16 protein-coding genes are annotated in these 15,614 nt (G+C 55.0%); 1 reads left to right on the forward strand and 15 read right to left on the reverse strand.

The window, feature by feature from the left end:
* Positions 1 to 399: 399 nt before the first annotated feature.
* Complete coding sequence (gene mscL / locus M891_RS0108845) at positions 400 to 795, forward strand: large conductance mechanosensitive channel protein MscL (protein ID WP_009223803.1); 396 nt, start codon at positions 400 to 402, stop codon at positions 793 to 795.
* 62 nt (positions 796 to 857) lie between these two features.
* Here the strand turns inward: mscL and M891_RS0108850 are convergent, their stop codons facing one another.
* The 15 genes from M891_RS0108850 to M891_RS0108920 form a co-directional block, all read right to left on the reverse strand.
* Positions 858 to 1,892, reverse strand: coding sequence for an SPFH domain-containing protein (locus M891_RS0108850; protein ID WP_009223802.1), 1,035 nt, complete (start codon positions 1,890 to 1,892; stop codon positions 858 to 860).
* Between the two features lie 21 nt (positions 1,893 to 1,913).
* Complete coding sequence (locus tag M891_RS0108855) at positions 1,914 to 2,717, reverse strand: TPM domain-containing protein (RefSeq protein ID WP_028538569.1); 804 nt, start codon at positions 2,715 to 2,717, stop codon at positions 1,914 to 1,916.
* Complete coding sequence (locus M891_RS0108860) at positions 2,714 to 3,745, reverse strand: hypothetical protein (protein ID WP_028538570.1); 1,032 nt, start codon at positions 3,743 to 3,745, stop codon at positions 2,714 to 2,716. Before M891_RS0108860 ends, M891_RS0108855 begins: the two co-directional genes overlap by 4 nt.
* Positions 3,746 to 3,785: 40 nt before the next feature.
* Positions 3,786 to 4,475, reverse strand: a complete 690-nt coding sequence (locus M891_RS0108865) for a PspA/IM30 family protein (RefSeq protein WP_028538571.1) — start codon at positions 4,473 to 4,475, stop codon at positions 3,786 to 3,788.
* A 183-nt stretch (positions 4,476 to 4,658) separates the two neighbouring features.
* Positions 4,659 to 4,808: a hypothetical protein gene (locus M891_RS25295; RefSeq protein WP_009223798.1), complete on the reverse strand. Its 150-nt coding sequence runs from the start codon at positions 4,806 to 4,808 to the stop codon at positions 4,659 to 4,661.
* A gap of 77 nt (positions 4,809 to 4,885) precedes the next feature.
* A complete protein-coding gene (locus M891_RS0108875) occupies positions 4,886 to 5,905 on the reverse strand; it encodes a PHP domain-containing protein (protein WP_028538572.1) in 1,020 nt (339 codons plus the stop codon).
* A gap of 17 nt (positions 5,906 to 5,922) precedes the next feature.
* Entirely contained in the window at positions 5,923 to 6,759 is an 837-nt protein-coding gene (locus M891_RS0108880; protein ID WP_009223796.1) for an alkaline phosphatase family protein, read from the reverse strand.
* A 16-nt stretch (positions 6,760 to 6,775) separates the two neighbouring features.
* Complete coding sequence (locus tag M891_RS0108885) at positions 6,776 to 7,564, reverse strand: DeoR/GlpR family DNA-binding transcription regulator (RefSeq protein WP_028538573.1); 789 nt, start codon at positions 7,562 to 7,564, stop codon at positions 6,776 to 6,778.
* 5 nt (positions 7,565 to 7,569) lie between these two features.
* Positions 7,570 to 8,613: an ABC transporter ATP-binding protein gene (locus tag M891_RS0108890; RefSeq protein ID WP_009223794.1), complete on the reverse strand. Its 1,044-nt coding sequence runs from the start codon at positions 8,611 to 8,613 to the stop codon at positions 7,570 to 7,572.
* A complete protein-coding gene (locus M891_RS0108895; protein ID WP_028538574.1) occupies positions 8,610 to 9,419 on the reverse strand; it encodes an ABC transporter permease in 810 nt (269 codons plus the stop codon). The genes M891_RS0108890 and M891_RS0108895 overlap by 4 nt, the downstream gene beginning before the upstream one ends.
* Positions 9,419 to 10,339: an ABC transporter permease gene (locus tag M891_RS0108900; protein ID WP_028538575.1), complete on the reverse strand. Its 921-nt coding sequence runs from the start codon at positions 10,337 to 10,339 to the stop codon at positions 9,419 to 9,421. Before M891_RS0108900 ends, M891_RS0108895 begins: the two co-directional genes overlap by 1 nt.
* Positions 10,340 to 10,434: 95 nt before the next feature.
* Complete coding sequence (locus M891_RS0108905) at positions 10,435 to 11,571, reverse strand: ABC transporter substrate-binding protein (RefSeq protein ID WP_028538576.1); 1,137 nt, start codon at positions 11,569 to 11,571, stop codon at positions 10,435 to 10,437.
* Between the two features lie 442 nt (positions 11,572 to 12,013).
* A complete protein-coding gene (locus tag M891_RS0108910) occupies positions 12,014 to 12,955 on the reverse strand; it encodes a carbohydrate ABC transporter permease (protein WP_232228317.1) in 942 nt (313 codons plus the stop codon).
* A 29-nt stretch (positions 12,956 to 12,984) separates the two neighbouring features.
* Entirely contained in the window at positions 12,985 to 13,896 is a 912-nt protein-coding gene (locus tag M891_RS0108915) for an ABC transporter permease (protein WP_009223789.1), read from the reverse strand.
* A 14-nt stretch (positions 13,897 to 13,910) separates the two neighbouring features.
* Entirely contained in the window at positions 13,911 to 15,548 is a 1,638-nt protein-coding gene (locus tag M891_RS0108920; RefSeq protein ID WP_028538578.1) for an ABC transporter substrate-binding protein, read from the reverse strand.
* Positions 15,549 to 15,614: the final 66 nt, after the last annotated feature.

Here is a 15,614-nt window from a genome sequence, read left to right on the forward strand (position 1 = left end):
GTTTTGAAAGAAACTGAACGTGCGTTTCTAGCTTGCAAGGGCTCTCCCTGACGAAGGCATAACATGTGGTAACCAACCCACGGATAGCAGCGTGCCGACCGTCGCTCGCATTTTTGCTCTCGCGCCACGTGCTCAGGCAGANTTAAAACCGAGGGCTTGACAAAAACGTTCATAGCAACGGACTCCACGGCCCTTATTCGGGTTGTTGAGCTACTTTTCACGGTAATTTTCGCAAATAGCGTCATCTCTGTCCGCTACGTTCCAGAAGTGCCCAACGGTCATCTATTAACGTCCCTAGTGTCCGTTAGAACTCCCCCCCCCGCCTTTCCTCCTATGGACTAGCACCGGTTCGCTTATGGTATACTGCTAATAATATGCCAAAAAGAGAGGTACTCCGTCATGTGGAAAGAATTCAAAGCCTTTGCGCTCAAAGGGAACGTGCTGGATCTAGCCATCGGGGTCATTATCGGTGCCGCCTTCGGGAATATCGTGACTTCCCTGGTCAACGACATGCTGATGCCGGTAATCGGGTTGCTGGTAGGCGGTATTAACTTGAAAGAGTTACAGTTTCAATACGGAGACACGGTGTTGAAGTACGGAGCTTTCCTGCAAACCGTCATCGATTTCTTTATTGTCTCCTTCTCCATCTTCCTCTTCGTCAAGGGTATCAACAAACTGAGACGCAAAGAGAAAGAGGAGCCCAAGTCCGAAGCGCCGCCCGCCCCTTCCAAAGAAGAGGTGCTGCTGGCCGAAATCCGTGATTTGTTAAAGCAAAGAGCGTTGGAGGAGAAGTGACTCCTTTGAAGCCAAAAACCCGCCCGAGCCGTTTATGCTTAGGCGGGTTTTCTCGTATGCGCCTACACCAGCTTCTGCCCGCAATTCGGACAGAAGTTCGCGCCTTCGTTCTTATTCCCGCAGTTGGGACAGAAGTTCGGCCGCTTAGAGTCCGCTTCCGAGGCGGAAGGCGCTGCAGGTTGCGACGGTTGGCTCGCCCCCGAGTTTTGCGACTGGGACTGCGGCTGCGGATGATCTTTCCCCTGACCCGGTTCCGGATTCAGGTTTTTCATCATTTCCTTGGCCAGGTTCATCCCCATCATCATCCCCGCCATATCCGAAGCGGCCCCGCCGCCTTGCACCTTGCCTGAGGCGATGCCGTCCGTCATGCTGACCTGCTGGTATTTCGCTAAATTGCCGATCATTTCATGCGACGCCGTCTTCGTGATCATCTCCTGAATTTCCTTCGGATAACTGAAGCTCATCACCTGGAAGCCTGTGATGGCCAATCCGTCGTCCATGACCTGCATATCGAGGTCTTCCCGAATGCCTCGTGCGATCTCCGCGGCGTTGGCCTGCAGATTAAACATATCTTTGCCTTCCCGGCTAATCCACTTCATCAGCAGTTGATCGAGCACGGAGGTGATCCGAAGCTTGACGTCCTCCACCAAATAGCTTTGCTTGACCCCTGCAATCTTATCGATTAAGGTCACATAGTCGTTGACCTTGAAGTTAAACGTGCCGTTCGCACGAATCGGCATTCCGCCGGGGAGCTGCGGCGTAGGGATTAACACCGGATTTTGCGTGCCCCACCGGACGGTAAACTCCTTCGTATTGACGAACAACACCTCAACCCGCATCCCGCTGTTGAAGCCGAACTTAAACCCCTTCAGCGTGGACAGGAACGGCACGATCTCCGAGGCAATGTTATATTCGCCTTCCTCCTTAAAAATCCCCTCGATTTTCCCGTTATTCATAAAAATCGCGTCCTGCCCCGAGCGGATGATCAGCTTACTCCCTTTTTTAATTTCACGGTTGCTCCATTTCCAGAAAATCATGTCGTCCCGGAATTCTTCCCATTCCACGACATTGGCAAATTGGCTCTTAAAAAAACTCATCAGCTCTTCCTGCCCCTTCCTTTAAAATGATCCTCGGCTTCCGCTATGGGAGTGTCCGCCGCTGGTTGTACCGCCGCCGCCACCTCCACTGCTGCCACCGCCGCCGCTGTTGCTGCTCTCAATCTTCGTCTTCGTTACCGTCGTATGCAGATAATTGTCTTGTCGCCAAATGACGCCAGAATTGGCCGAATCCTCATAGGTACGACCGCTCACCGTGATCCTACCGCCGCTTCGGAACGCCATCATGAAGACGACCCCCGCCCCGATCACCAGTGCAATCACAAGCTGAATGCCGGTGTTGAACAGCGGGTTATCCGGATTCACCCCCGGCCGAAACTCCGCGTACCGGTAGGCCGTGCGTATGTATTCTGCAAACGCACCGTGATAATCGCCTGCGGACAGCATCGGGGTAATCTTGTTGCGGATTTTGTCCAAACGGCTGTCGTCCAGGTATTTCTCCCCTTTATAGAACCCTGCCAGATATAGATCCCGGTTCAGCATATCCAACGTCAAAATCACGGCGTTGCCATGCGGTTTGTCGTAACCCGGAGCCCGTTCATCGTAGAAATCCTCCGTCAGCTTCACAACATCCTCGCCTTCAGGATTGTCCGTGGTATAGATGATGATGTCGAGCTCTCTTTTGGGCCCATATTCATTCGCCAACGCGTTTAGGTCTTCAATTTCTCCCGGAGAGAGAAGTTCGGCCTCGTCATAAATCAGCTGCTTATTCGCAAACGGCGATTCAGCCTGAGCCGTTAACGGGGTCAGCATATTTAGCATGATCAAGAGCAGCAACGAGTACACCACGACCCATCGCTTGTTCATAAGAATACGCCTCCCCACAGCCAGGCCAATATTTTAAGTCCAACAAAAGAGAGGGCCGAAACGCCGGCAAACCATGCCGCCATTTTCCCTTTGCTTAGCGGCGGCTTTCCGACCACTTTGCCTGTTTGGCCGTTCATCGCGAACGTGTACTGCTTCCCCTTGTAGTTGTAATAGACCATCCAGACCGGAAGCAGCACATAATTCGCTCGTTTGACCGTCGTGTCGATCTGTTTGTCCGCGTAGCTTACCGTCGTGTATTCGGAAACGGTTGAAGAAATATAGGATTCGATATAAGGCATCGTTTTTTCCCGAGCTCTCGGGGTAAGCTGCTCGCTGGTATAGTTGTATTTTTCAGCAATGTATCCCGCAAGATATGGCGTCTTAAACGTCTTTAATTGGTCGTAGGGAAAAGGCTCCAGCTTATCCATCAGCTCATCGTCCATCTTCGCCGAGGCATCGATCGGCAGCCGGACATAATTCAGCCGAATTCTCCGGTAAAACTCGTAATGATCGGTTTCGGTATATTGATAATCGCCTCGGCGATAGCTTCTTACCTTCGTTCCTCGGCCGCGAACATCGATATTGTTCAGCAAATCGTACAGCCAGAACGGCACGTACATTCCGGTAATCCCCTGGATGCGGTTCGCGGTCATGAAGCCGCGGGGCGTAAGCAGCCCTTTTCGGCACCATTTCTTGAAAGCCGCCATCGCTTCTTCCTTGCTGATCGCAAAAGGGATCACCTGCTGCGGCGCCAGCTTCCCGGTCAGGCGATCGCTAAGCACCACAGCGGAACCGCAAAAGCTGCACGTCGTTGCGCTGGTTTCCGGCTCCGTTACGATGACCGCCCCGCAGCTTTCGCAGTGGTATTCCCGAACCTCGTCCTCCGTGAACACCTGTTGCTTCAATGGGTCGGGAAGTTGTTCGATGTTGTCCTTGCGACCGCAGCTTGGACAGGACAGCATACCTGTTGTGCTGTCAAACGTCATGCCGCTGCCGCAGCTCGGACATTTGTATTCAATGACCGGCAAATCGTTCACCTCAATCCATCCAAAATCAAGTTCAGGTAGCTCATTTATTTAATTTCGCCTTGAGCGCCGCTAGTTCATCTTCAGGAGTCGATGCTGTTGCTTCCTCCGGCTTCGCTCCCGCAGCATTGCTCTTCTCCAGCTCCGCGAAGATAGCGTCCAGATCGTCTTCCTGCGATCCCGCCCGAAGCTCCGCCAAAGCCATCGCTTCATTCAACGCTTGATCGGCCTTCGCCTCCAGCTCGCGAAGCGCCGCTTCTGTTCCCCCAGCAGCCTGGGCCTTGTTCAACGCAGCGGCCTCTGCCAGCTTGCTCTTAAGCGTCGCTTGCCGCGCTTCCAGCTTCTGCAGATCGGAGACCAGCTTCTCCTCCATCTGCTTCATCTGGGCGGCCTGATTCGCTGCTTGCTCATAGGCCGTCTGCAGCTCCTGCAGCCGTTCCGCCTGCTTCGCCTTCCGCTCCAGGAATTTTAGCGCGGCAGATTCATCGCCCGATTCCACCGCCTTCTCCGCATACCGTTGCAGCTTCCGGACTTCCTCGGCGCATTCGTCCAGCGCGCGCTTCGCCCGGTCTTCCGCCGCCTGAACCGCAGCTGACTCCGCCTTGACCTGCCCTAAATCCAGCCGTAATTGACGCAGGTATTCATCCACCGTCGCCGCCGGATCCTGCGAACCCTCCAGCATGGCGGAAAGATTCGACCGCATCACATCTTTAAATCTCGACAAAATCCCCACTTCCCGTCCCTCCTTCAGTTGGTCACTTACTTAATAATACATCAGATCCAACCGATTGGTTTCATTGCGGTACCAAAGGCAGGGCAAAATAAAAACGCCCCTAAGGGCGTTATCCCGTACAAGCGTTATCGCAGACCGTATGAACCATGGGATCAACCGATCCTCAAATTCGCAAATGGCGTTCTAGTGATTTGGCTGCTCTTTTTTCTCGGAATATGCGATCAGATTGACCTTCTCTCCGATGGACTGCTCGATTTTTTCTTCCAGCTTCCGAATCTCCTGAACTAACGACTCCCGGCCTTCCAGATCCGTGAATACGTAATCTTGCTGCATGATGCACGCTCCTCCCTGTTTTTTAGGTAACTTGCGCGGAAAAGCGTGGTTCTATGCAGGCGAGGTTGGCAAGCCCCCTACTTGGCCGCTGTGTGATTTGCGAAGATCGGCACCATCCGCCGCTTCCCGTCTCGAAACACTGCCAGCTCCTTGTATCCCTGATCGATCGCATCGGCCAAGGCCGTATCAAGCAGCGTACCGATATCGTCCGGAAAATGAGCGTCCGAGGATAACGTCAGCGGGACCCCGTAATGGGCTAATACGGACAGGAACAATGGGCTTGGGCAACTCTCCGCGATAGGATAGCGGTATGCGAGACCGGTATTGATCTCCGTAGCTACGCCGCTTCGCGCCATTTCCTTGGCGATGCTCCGGTAATACGGCAGCAGCTTCTTCTCATCGGCCGGCCGGAACCCAAACACCTTCAAGTTATCCGGGTGCGCGATGATGTGAAACAACCCTGAGACGCAGGCCTGCCGCAGCAATTCATAATAATCTGCGTACGTTTGCACGGGGTCCCGGCCGTCGAAGCCTGTCTTGGCCTCCGGATTGTCGAACCCCCATCCTTCCAGGAAATGCACCGAGCCAATCACGTAATCCCAATCATAACCCGCCAAAATTTCGCCCAACTCCACTTCGCCGCCGGGGAAGAAATCCGCCTCGATGCCAAGCGCGAGATCGGGCCGCGTCTTCTTCGCTTCCGTCACAAAGTCAACGAAATCCTGGATGGAAGCTACGCACACCTGATCCAACCAGGCCCGTTGCAGCTTGCCAACCCGGCTGTCGTCCAGCAGCATGTGTTTTTCGTAATATGGCCGACACTCCCGGAACCGGTATAAATGATCAACGACGCCAAACTCCTGAATTCCGCGTTCGCGTCCCCGGATCAAGTAGCGATCCAACCACTCTTCGCTATAACATCCCTTCTCCATCCGCCGGGACAACAGCTTTGTCATTTCCTCGGCATATTCGATCGTATGATGCCCCAAGGCCGGATCCGGCCCCGGCTCGGTCGCCGCCAACCCTTGCAGTGTACGCGAAAGCCAGCGCAAGGAATACGGACCTTCCTCCAGATGAAAATGCATATCAACCTTCACCCGCAAACTCCTCCTGTCTACTCCCATTTCACCATGGCCTCGGAAGGCTCGATTCCTAGATAATGGCACATCAGCGGAGCCAAGTAGAGCTGTGACAGCCCCTGATCGCCCTGGAGCTTCGGCGAAGGAATCGGCAGCTCACCAAACACATACAGCGGAACGTTGCGCTCCTCCGGCTGAGTGCCGCCGTGTTGCCCCATCGCGTTCATCCCGTGATCGGATGTGACGATAATCTCATACCCTTGCGATCTCCACAGCGGTACCAGCGTAGCCAGAATCCCATCCACCGTCCGGACGGCGCCCTCATACTGCTTGCTTTCCCCGCCGTGCTTATGCCCCATATCGTCGATGTTCATCGAATGGATATACAGGAAGTTGGGGTCGTACGTTGTGCGCAAATGCTCCGCATCAAGGAACAGATGGCTGTCCGGATAGTGATCCTCGAAATAAAAAATCCCGTGCTGTATCGGCTGCTTCTCGTCATGCTGATGCCGGTCGGTCACCGGGTTAAACGGCGCACGGTTGTACAGCTCGCTAACCCAGTGGTACGCGGCGGCAGCCGTTCGTAATCCCGCGGTGATGGCAAGGTGAAACACGCTTTGCTCCCGGCTTAGCCTGCTGATATGGTTCGCCGTAATGCCGTTTCGGGCCACCGGCGTACCGGTCAGCAGCACTTCATAGAGCGGGCGCGATAGGCTCGGCAGCTGCGACTGCACTTGATAGCAGGCCGCCTCCCCTTGCTCTACAAGATGCTCCATATACCCGAGATACTTGCGGGCCGCATCATATCTTAATCCATCCAGCACAACCACAACGAGCTTCTTGGCTTCTGCTTCTGCCTTTGCGAATGACATCCATCTCTCTCTCCCTTCAGTTAGTGGCCTCGATCCATTGAATGCGATGGCCGCGCAGCGTCTGCAGCCATTCCTTCGGGGCGGCAACGTCGCTGACAATGGCGTGTACTTGGCTCAGCGGCGCGATCTCCACGAATGCTTCCTTGCCCAGCTTTGACGCATCAGCCAGCACAATCGTACGGGATGCCGCCTCGATCATCCGGCGCGACATGCCCGTTTCATCGACGTCATAATCGCTGATCCCCCGCTCCAAGGATATTCCGCCAATGGAGATAAACGCCTTGTCGACCCGGAATTGCGACAGAATGTGCTCGCCAATTGTCCCCGATAACGACTGCTGCTCCGGATTTAATTCCCCGCCGACCACAAAAATCTTCCCGGAAAACCTCCCGCCATTCAGCGACTCCATCAGGTGATACGCCACCGCCAGCGAGTTCGTCAGGATCGTCAGCCGCTCCCGGCCGGCGATCGCCTTGGCCATCTCCAGCGTTGTCGTCCCGATGTCGATGGCGATGGTGTCCCCGGATTCGATCAGCTCGGCAGCAGCGCGGCCGATCCGCTCCTTCTCCTCCGCCTTGTCCTTCTGGCGCTGCAAATACGGCGGCTCGTAGCTGGTCAATTTGGGGAGGACCGCACCGCCGTAGACTCTTTTAGCCAAACCTTCTTTCTCCAGCAGGATCAAATCGCGGCGCACGGTCTCCTCCGATACGGTAAAACGATGCGACAGCTCCGGGACCTTCACCTGTCCCTCCTGCTTCAACTGCTCCATAATGACGCGCTTGCGCTCCTCAGATGAAATTGACAACTTGCCTAAGCCCCTTCCTTCTCTAGCTGCAGCAATTGCGCGTGATCCATAACGAGGGTGACAGGGCGGTTCTCCTCGAACCGCCGAGAGCGTCCATCGTTCAGCACATCCACCGTCAGGCGGATGCCGGCGGCATCGATGGCGTAACGAATAACGTTGCCGAGGATCGATGCCGAGTGAACGTTGCCCTCCACGATGGGCTTGCCCGCATGGGCCGGGTCAGCCGCTTGCTCCGGTCCAATAAGCGAGAGCGCCTCCGGCCGGATGGCGTAACTCTCCGCATCGCCGGGCACCGTGCCGAATAGCCGTAACGCTTCGGCCCGCGTCAGCACGTTATAGCTGCCCATGAACCGCGCAACGAACTCCGTTGCGGGCTTGGCGTACAACTCCTCCGGGGTCCCTTGCTGTATGATATTCCCCTGGTTCATCAGGCAGACCCGGTCGGACAAGGTTAACGCTTCTTCCTGATCGTGCGTGACGAAGATCGTGGTCATGTTGAATTGCTTCTGAATCTCGCGGATTTCTGTGCGCAGATTTTTGCGAATTTTCGCATCAAGCGCGCTGAGCGGCTCATCCAACAGCAGCACCTTCGGACGGACGGCCAGGGAACGGGCGAGCGCTACGCGCTGCTGCTGTCCCCCCGACAGCTGTGCGGGATAAGCGTCCCGCTTATCGGTCAAATCGATGAGCTCGAGCAGTTCGCTGGATCTCTGGCGGCGTGCTTCCTTGGCCATGCCGCGCATTCGCATGCCGTATTCGATATTTTCGCGGACCGTCAAATTCGGGAACAAGGCGTACGATTGGAACACCATGCCGATCTCCCGACTGCGGGGAGGCAGGTTGACGATGTCCTTATCGTCCAGCCAGATCTGCCCTTCGTCGATCTCCGTCAGGCCGGCGATGCAGCGCAAGAGCGTGCTTTTTCCGCAACCCGAAGGCCCGAGCAGCGTAACCAGCTCCCCTTCGCGGATATCTAAATTCACACGATTCAGCACCGCCGCCGATCCGAACTGCTTACGGATCCCTTCCAGCTTCAGATATGGCTTCATTCCGAAATCCCCCTGTTTACTTGTTTGCCGAGCTTCATCAAGACCATGGACAACGCCAGAATAAACAAAAAATACGAAATCGCAATCGCGCTGGCCAAATGCCCGCTTTCATTCATCCGCCGCGACAAATACACCTGGATCGTCTGAATATGACCGCCCACCAGCATGTTCGTCATGACAAACTCCCCAAAGAGGACGGAAAAAGACAGCAGCGTCGACGTCACCACCCCCGGCCAGATGTTTGGCAAAATCACGGTCACAAACGCCTTTATGCGGCCGGCGCCCAGCATCTCCGCGGCATTCAGCAGCTCTGGTGCCGATACGGTGAGCAGGCTGTTGCGGATACCCTGATACATATAAGGCAGGACGATGACGAAATACGCGCCGATCAAAATATAAGCGGTCCCCGAAATATTCATCGGGCCGGAGGAATACGCTCGGATCAGCCCCACTGCGGCAACGACGCCGGGAACAGCATAAGGAAGCACGACAATTCCCTTCATGAAGCTCTCCATCCGGGGCAAATAGACGGTGATAATGAACACTGCCGGCAGCATGACGGCTAGGCTAAGCACGATGCTGATCGCGCAGAGGTACAGCGACTTCCATAACGCATCCAGAAAACGCGCATCCTGAAACATCTCACCAAACCATTCCAGCGTCCAGCTTTCCGGCAGAAGGGTTGCTTGCCACTCTTTCGCAAACGCGTAGATCATCGTTGCCAGCAAGGGAAGCAGCAAGTAAATCATGAGCAGCAGCATCAGGGTTCTCGGTGCCCACCCTGCTTTTTTGCTTGGGGTCTGCATCACAATTCCTCCTTCAGCGCAGGCGACTTCAGCTTTGGCCATTTCCGATGGTTGCGTGCCTTCTGTTCCGCCGAGCCGGGTTGGAACCGGTGCAGCCGCTGAGTCATCTTGTGGTTCAGGTACACCGCCAATAGCGTCGACAGGCCTAGGATTACTGCCAGCGCATTCCCCAGCTGCGGCTCGGTTACAACGTCACCGGAAACCAGGTTGCCAATCCGTACGGCGAGCAGGTTGAAGTTACTTCCGACGAGGGCATAAGCAGTCGCGTAAGCACCCATGGCATTCGCGAATAAAATCCCCAGCGTACCGAACACGGCTGGCAGCAGTACCGGAATCCCGATCGTTCTCCAAAACTGCCAAGGACTTGCGCCCAGCAGCGATGCCGCCTCTTTCCATTGCTCACGAATGCCGTAAAACGAAGGGTACAGCAGCAATAAAGCCAGGGGAACCTGGAAATAGACATACACCAGCACCAGCCCCGACCAGCTGTATAAGTTAAAACCGGCAAGCACGTCCCAGCCCCACTGCTTAAAGAGCAAAGTAAATACCCCGTTACTCCCCAGCAGAATAATGTACGCGAAGGCGAGCGGTACGCCGGCGAAATTCGATGTCATATTGGACACCATGATCAGACGGTCCCGCATCCTCGGTGCAAATCGCGTCACCGCGTAAGCGCAGGCCAATCCAACGGCAATCCCGATCACGCTTGAAAAGACCGAAATCAGCAAGCTGTTCTGAATCGCTTTGAGATAATACTCGCTTTGAAAAATTCGGGTGTAATACCCCAACGTCATTCCGGCGCCGTCCTCCAGGCTGACGCTTCCCGTAATCATCGACACGATTGGCACCAGCTGGAACAGGGCCACCATGACGACGAAAGGAACGAGCCCAAGCAAATACCGGCGATTTTTCCGCTTCACGCCACACCCTCCTTGTTAAAAAAAGGGGCGCCTCCCGTCCAAGACGTTTGACGCACCCCTTCAAATGGTTGAACACGGGCCCGTGATTTGCCCGATTAGTTCATATGAACGAGCACGCGCTCCTGCCACAGCTGCGGCAGCTTCTTCGCCGTCTCTTCCCAGGCCTTGTAGTCGCTGACCGGTTTCACATTGGCATAGGCCTCAGTCGGCAGCAGCTTGGCAGCAACGTCTTCCGGAAGCTGCACGCTATCGCGGATCGGACGGGCATAGCCCTTCGCCAGGTTGATTTGGCCGGCATCGCTCAAGATGTATTCCCGCGTCAGCTTGGCGGCATTCGGATGCGGCGCGTATTTGTTGATGATCGTGGCGTAGCCGCTGACCACGCTGCCTTCCTTCGGAATCGCCACGTTAAACTTGTCCGCGCCGCCCAGTTGATCGCGGTAGTTCAGGGCATTGAAGTCCCAGAACAGGGTCACTTGCACTTCGCCCTTTTCGATGTTGGCCAGCGAAGCTTCCGCACTGGACAAGCGGCCTTTTTTCGCCAAGTCTTCGAAGTAAGCAATCCCCGGCTCGATGTTTGTCTCGTCCCCGCCGTAGGCGATGGCGGCCGCCAGCACGGCCATTTGCGCTTGCGCAGCTTTGGTCACATCGCCAACAATGATTTTGTAGTCGTCGTTCTTCAGGTCTTCCCAGCTTTGCGGCGGATTTTTGACCAGGTCCGTGTTCGTGAAGAATGCGATGGAACCTTGGTAACCTACGACCCAGTGGCCGTCCTTGTCCTTGGCCCAATCCGGGATCTCGTCCCAGTACGAGGTTTTGTACGGTTGAGTTACGCCCTTATCCACCGCAACCGGACCAAATGCGATACCGACGTCACCGATGTCCGCGGTCGGCTTATCCTTCTCCGCTTCGAATTTGGCGATCTCTTCGGCGCTCGACATATCCGTATCCATGTGATCCAACGAATACTTCGTTTTCAGATCCGACCACGTATCTTTCCAGTTCGCCCATGTGTCCGGCATGCCAACGCTCACGACGGAACCTTCTTCTTTGGCCCTCGCTTCCAGATCGGCCAGCGAGAGCTCTTCCGCCTGCGCCGCCCCGCTTGTATCCGTTGCAGTTGCGTTACTCCCGTTGCCTCCGTTGCCCCCTGCACCACAAGCGGCCAGCATCAATACAAACAAGGATAAAACCAGACCCAGCGCTAACTGCCTCTTTAATCCGAATTTCATGGTTTCTATGCACTCCCTGTGGATTATTGTGGGTTCGCTATGTATTTCTGTTGATTTCGACCCAAGAAGAGTATAGGTTTTGACTGTTTACGCTGGATTAATGGAGATGGCGAAGTTTATTAAAATCATCATAATCATGCACATTGTCACCCCAGGCGGAAATAAGGGACTTTTATGGCCTTATTTCACCTTTTGGTCCCTTTTTGCGTTGAATAAGGGAATTTTGTGGCCTTATTTTCCTGAACTCCCGTCAAACTCACCTCTTCACCGCCCATTTTTCAAAGATAAGGGTAAAAATGTCCGCTATTTCAAGCCAAACTCTATCTTTGGAGCGAATAAGGCCCTTTTTTACCTTTATTACTTACGGCACGCTCATGCAAAAAAAGCCCGGAAGGCCTCCGCCCCCGGGCTTGCAAATCGTAATCTCACGGCAACCCGCCGCTCACCCCTTGATCGAACCGATCATCACGCCTTTTTCGAAGTATTTTTGAATGAACGGATAAATCACGAGGATCGGCAGCGTGGACACGATGATAACGCCATATTTGATCTGGTCGGCATACCTTTGCGCGTAACCGCCGGCGTCGCCGCCCGTGCCGGCCCCGTTCGCGAACACCTGGTTGGACAGCAGGATGTCCCGCAGGACCATTTGCAGCGGCTGAAGGTCGTTGTCCCGGATGTAGATCAGCGCGGTGAAGAAGTCGTTCCAATGCCCGACGAGGTAATACAAGCCGATCACGGACACCAGCGCCTTCGACAGCGGCAGCGCCACTTTCACGAAAAAGGTGAAATGCGAGCACCCGTCCATCACTGCCGCCTCGTGCAGTTCCTGCGGCAACGAGGTTTCGAAGAACGTGCGCGCGATGATCAGGTAGAACACGTTCACACAAAACGGCACGATGAATACCCAGACCGTATTGGTCAGATGCAGGTCTTTCATCAGCAGGTACGTCGGGATCAGTCCCCCATTGAAGAACATCGTGACCACGAACAGGAACATGATCACCCGTCTCGCCTTGAATTCCTTGCGGGACAGCACGTAAGCTGCCGGCAGCGTGAACAGAAGGTTGACCAGCGTGCCGAAAAAGGTGTAAAACAGCGTGTTCCGGTACCCCGTCCAAATTCGCCCGTCCTGAAAAATCTCGCGGTAGCCGAATAAGCTGACGTTTTTCGGTAAGAACAGTACCTTGCCCGTCGAGACGAGCGTCGAGTCGCTGAACGAAGCGATGACGATGAAATACAGCGGATAAGCAATCAACAGAAAAATGACGGTACAGACCAGTCCGAGCACGATTTTAAACACCAACTCCCCGCCGCCCGACCGCGCTCCGGCAGTTCTCACCGCAGGCCCCTTGCCCCCGATTTGCGTTCCGATTTGGCCCATGCCTGTCGTCTCCTCCTTTCCTTCCGATTTTAGAACAGGCTGTTATGGGAGGCCCGTTTCGAAATCGCGTTCATGGCAAACAGGAACACGAAGTTAATCAGCGTATTGAACAAGCCGATGGCCGAAGCTAGGCTGAACTGGTTGGACACGATCCCGATTTTGTACACGTAGGTGGCAATGACTTCTGAAACTGGGAGGTTGAGCGCGTTTTGCATCAGGAAAATCTTCTCAAATCCGGTGCTGAGAATGTTCCCCATGCTGAGAATGAATAAAATGATGATCGTTGGCACGAGCGCCGGCAAGTCAACAAAGCGAACTGTCTGCCACCGGGTGGCGCCGTCGATTTTGGCCGCGTCGTAGAGCTGGGGATCGACCGTAGACAAGGCAGCCAGGTAAATGATACTGTTCCAGCCGCAGTGCTGCCAAATGTCCGAAAGCACATAAACCGGGATGAAAGTCTCGGTGGATGCCAGCAGATTAATATGTCCGAGCCCCAGATATTTGAACATATAGCCGACCACCCCGGTTTCGGGGGACAGCAGCACATTCAGCATGCCGACCAGCACGATCACCGAGATAAAATGCGGCAGATACACCGTCGTTTGCATGAGCTGCTTCATTTTTTTGCGCCGGATCTGGTTCAAAATGAGCGCCAGTACGATCGGAGCCGGGAAGCCGAGCACGATGCTCGCCAGGCTAATCAGAAACGTGTTCCGCATCAGGTCGGTGAACAGATAGCTGTCGATAAACTGCTGAAAGTAGGCCAGTCCCCGCCACTCGCCCCCGGTCAGCCCTTTGCTGAAATCGTAGTCGCGGAAAGCGAGCTGGATTCCGTACATCGGGATATAGTTAAAGATGAGGATAACGGCGATCGCGGGCAGGATCATGATCCATAATTGATAATCGCGTACGAGGGCCTGCAGCCCTTTGCGAACCTGCATGCAACTCGGCCCCCTTACTTTTTGCTCTTGTATTCCTCGTAGTATTTCTGCATGATCTCCAGATTCTGCGTGATCCCGGCCTTCTGGGCTTCCTTCACGTACGCGTCCCATTCCGCCTCGACGCCGCCTTTGGTGACCCACTTGGCAAAATTAGCGTTGGCGAGGTTCATGATGTTGGTATTATTGAGGCTTAACGTGTTGTTGTCCATCGTAGAGTATTTGATAAACATCGCCGGGAAAATATCGTTCTCCTGGTCCACCTGCAGCGCTTCCTTGAGCGGTTCCGATTGGCCAAGCACCTCTTGCATATCTTTGCCAAGGGTCAGCTTCATATCGTCCGAGATATAAAAAGCGCCGTTGTCCGCCATGGTCGACGTCCATTTCCACGTACCCGGGTCCATCTTGGCATCGGCCGGCGGCAGTACGCTATACGAACCATCCCCGTTGTCCTGGATATTCGGGCCGATCGAGCCGAACAACACCTGGATGCCGACCTTGGGGTCGTACAGCTCGTTGATGAAGCGCATGGCGGCTTCCTTGTTTTTCGCTTTGGCCGACATGACGATGTGGTTCACGCCGTAGTTCAGGTTGTAGTAATCGTACATCCAGGAGGGCTTTACGGTGTCCGCGGCCGATACTTTCAGCGGGGCCATGGACGTGTATTGCGGAGCGAGTTGCTCACCGAATCGGTCCGACGCCACCCAGCCCCAGGTAAAGCCGACCTTGGCCGTATCTCCTTCCCCGCGGGCGACGGATTGGTATTTCGTGTAATCGTGAGTGAACACTTCCCGGTTGATTAACCCGGCCTTGTACAGCTTGCTCAGGAAGGCAACCATCTGTTTATACCGGTCATCGATCAGGTAATTCTTCACCTGACCGTCCTCGACGAAGTAGCCTTCCGCGTTCCCGTCGGACAAGGTCATCCCCGTGCTGCCAAGCAGTACGGCCGGGTTGAAGTAGCCGCCAATCCCACCCGGCCAATCCATCGGGATTTCGTCGTTCGGGTCGCCGTTTCCGTTCGCGTCCTTCTCCTTGAACGCCACAAGCACGTCATACAGCTCATCCCAGTTCGTCGGCATCTGAAGCCCCAGATGATCCAGCCACTTCTGGTTGATGTATTGTCTGGTGGACGCGGCCGGCCAAAACCGCTGGTACTTCGGCAAACCGTAGATTTTGCCGTCGGGTTGAGTAGCGATCAGCCGGGTCTCCGGCTTGGCCTCGAACATGGCCTGCACGTTCGGGGCCTGATCCAGCATCGTGGACAGGTCTTGGAACAACCCCTGGAACTGAGCGAAATCCGCGTCGGTGATTACGTTCGGCCCGATGAACAGATCTGGGATATCCCCGCTCGCCAGCATCGTTCCTTTCTTCTGCCCCCAATCCGCCGTGATCTCCTGCCATTCAATGTCCACGCCGGCCTTGTCCTCCACCTGTTGCAGCCACTCCATTTCGGCGAGCGGCTTGGTTAATGGGTGCTTTGTCATGATCGCCGTCAGCTTCACCTTCTCCCCGGTGGTGTTCCCGGGCGTACCGGCTGCGCCATCCGGCGAACTCGAGGTATTGCCGGCATTGCCTCCTCCCGAGCCGCATCCGGCCAGCAGCATCACCACGACCAACACGGATGACATGAAAACGGTTACTTTTTTTCGCATTCCCTTTCCCCCCAAATTAGATTTGAGCGGCGGCCGTGTACGAAAGCGTTCACATTTCTTCGCGGA

This window comes from Paenibacillus sp. J14, from assembly GCF_000518465.1.
GTDB lineage: Bacteria > Bacillota > Bacilli > Paenibacillales > Paenibacillaceae > Fontibacillus > Fontibacillus barengoltzii.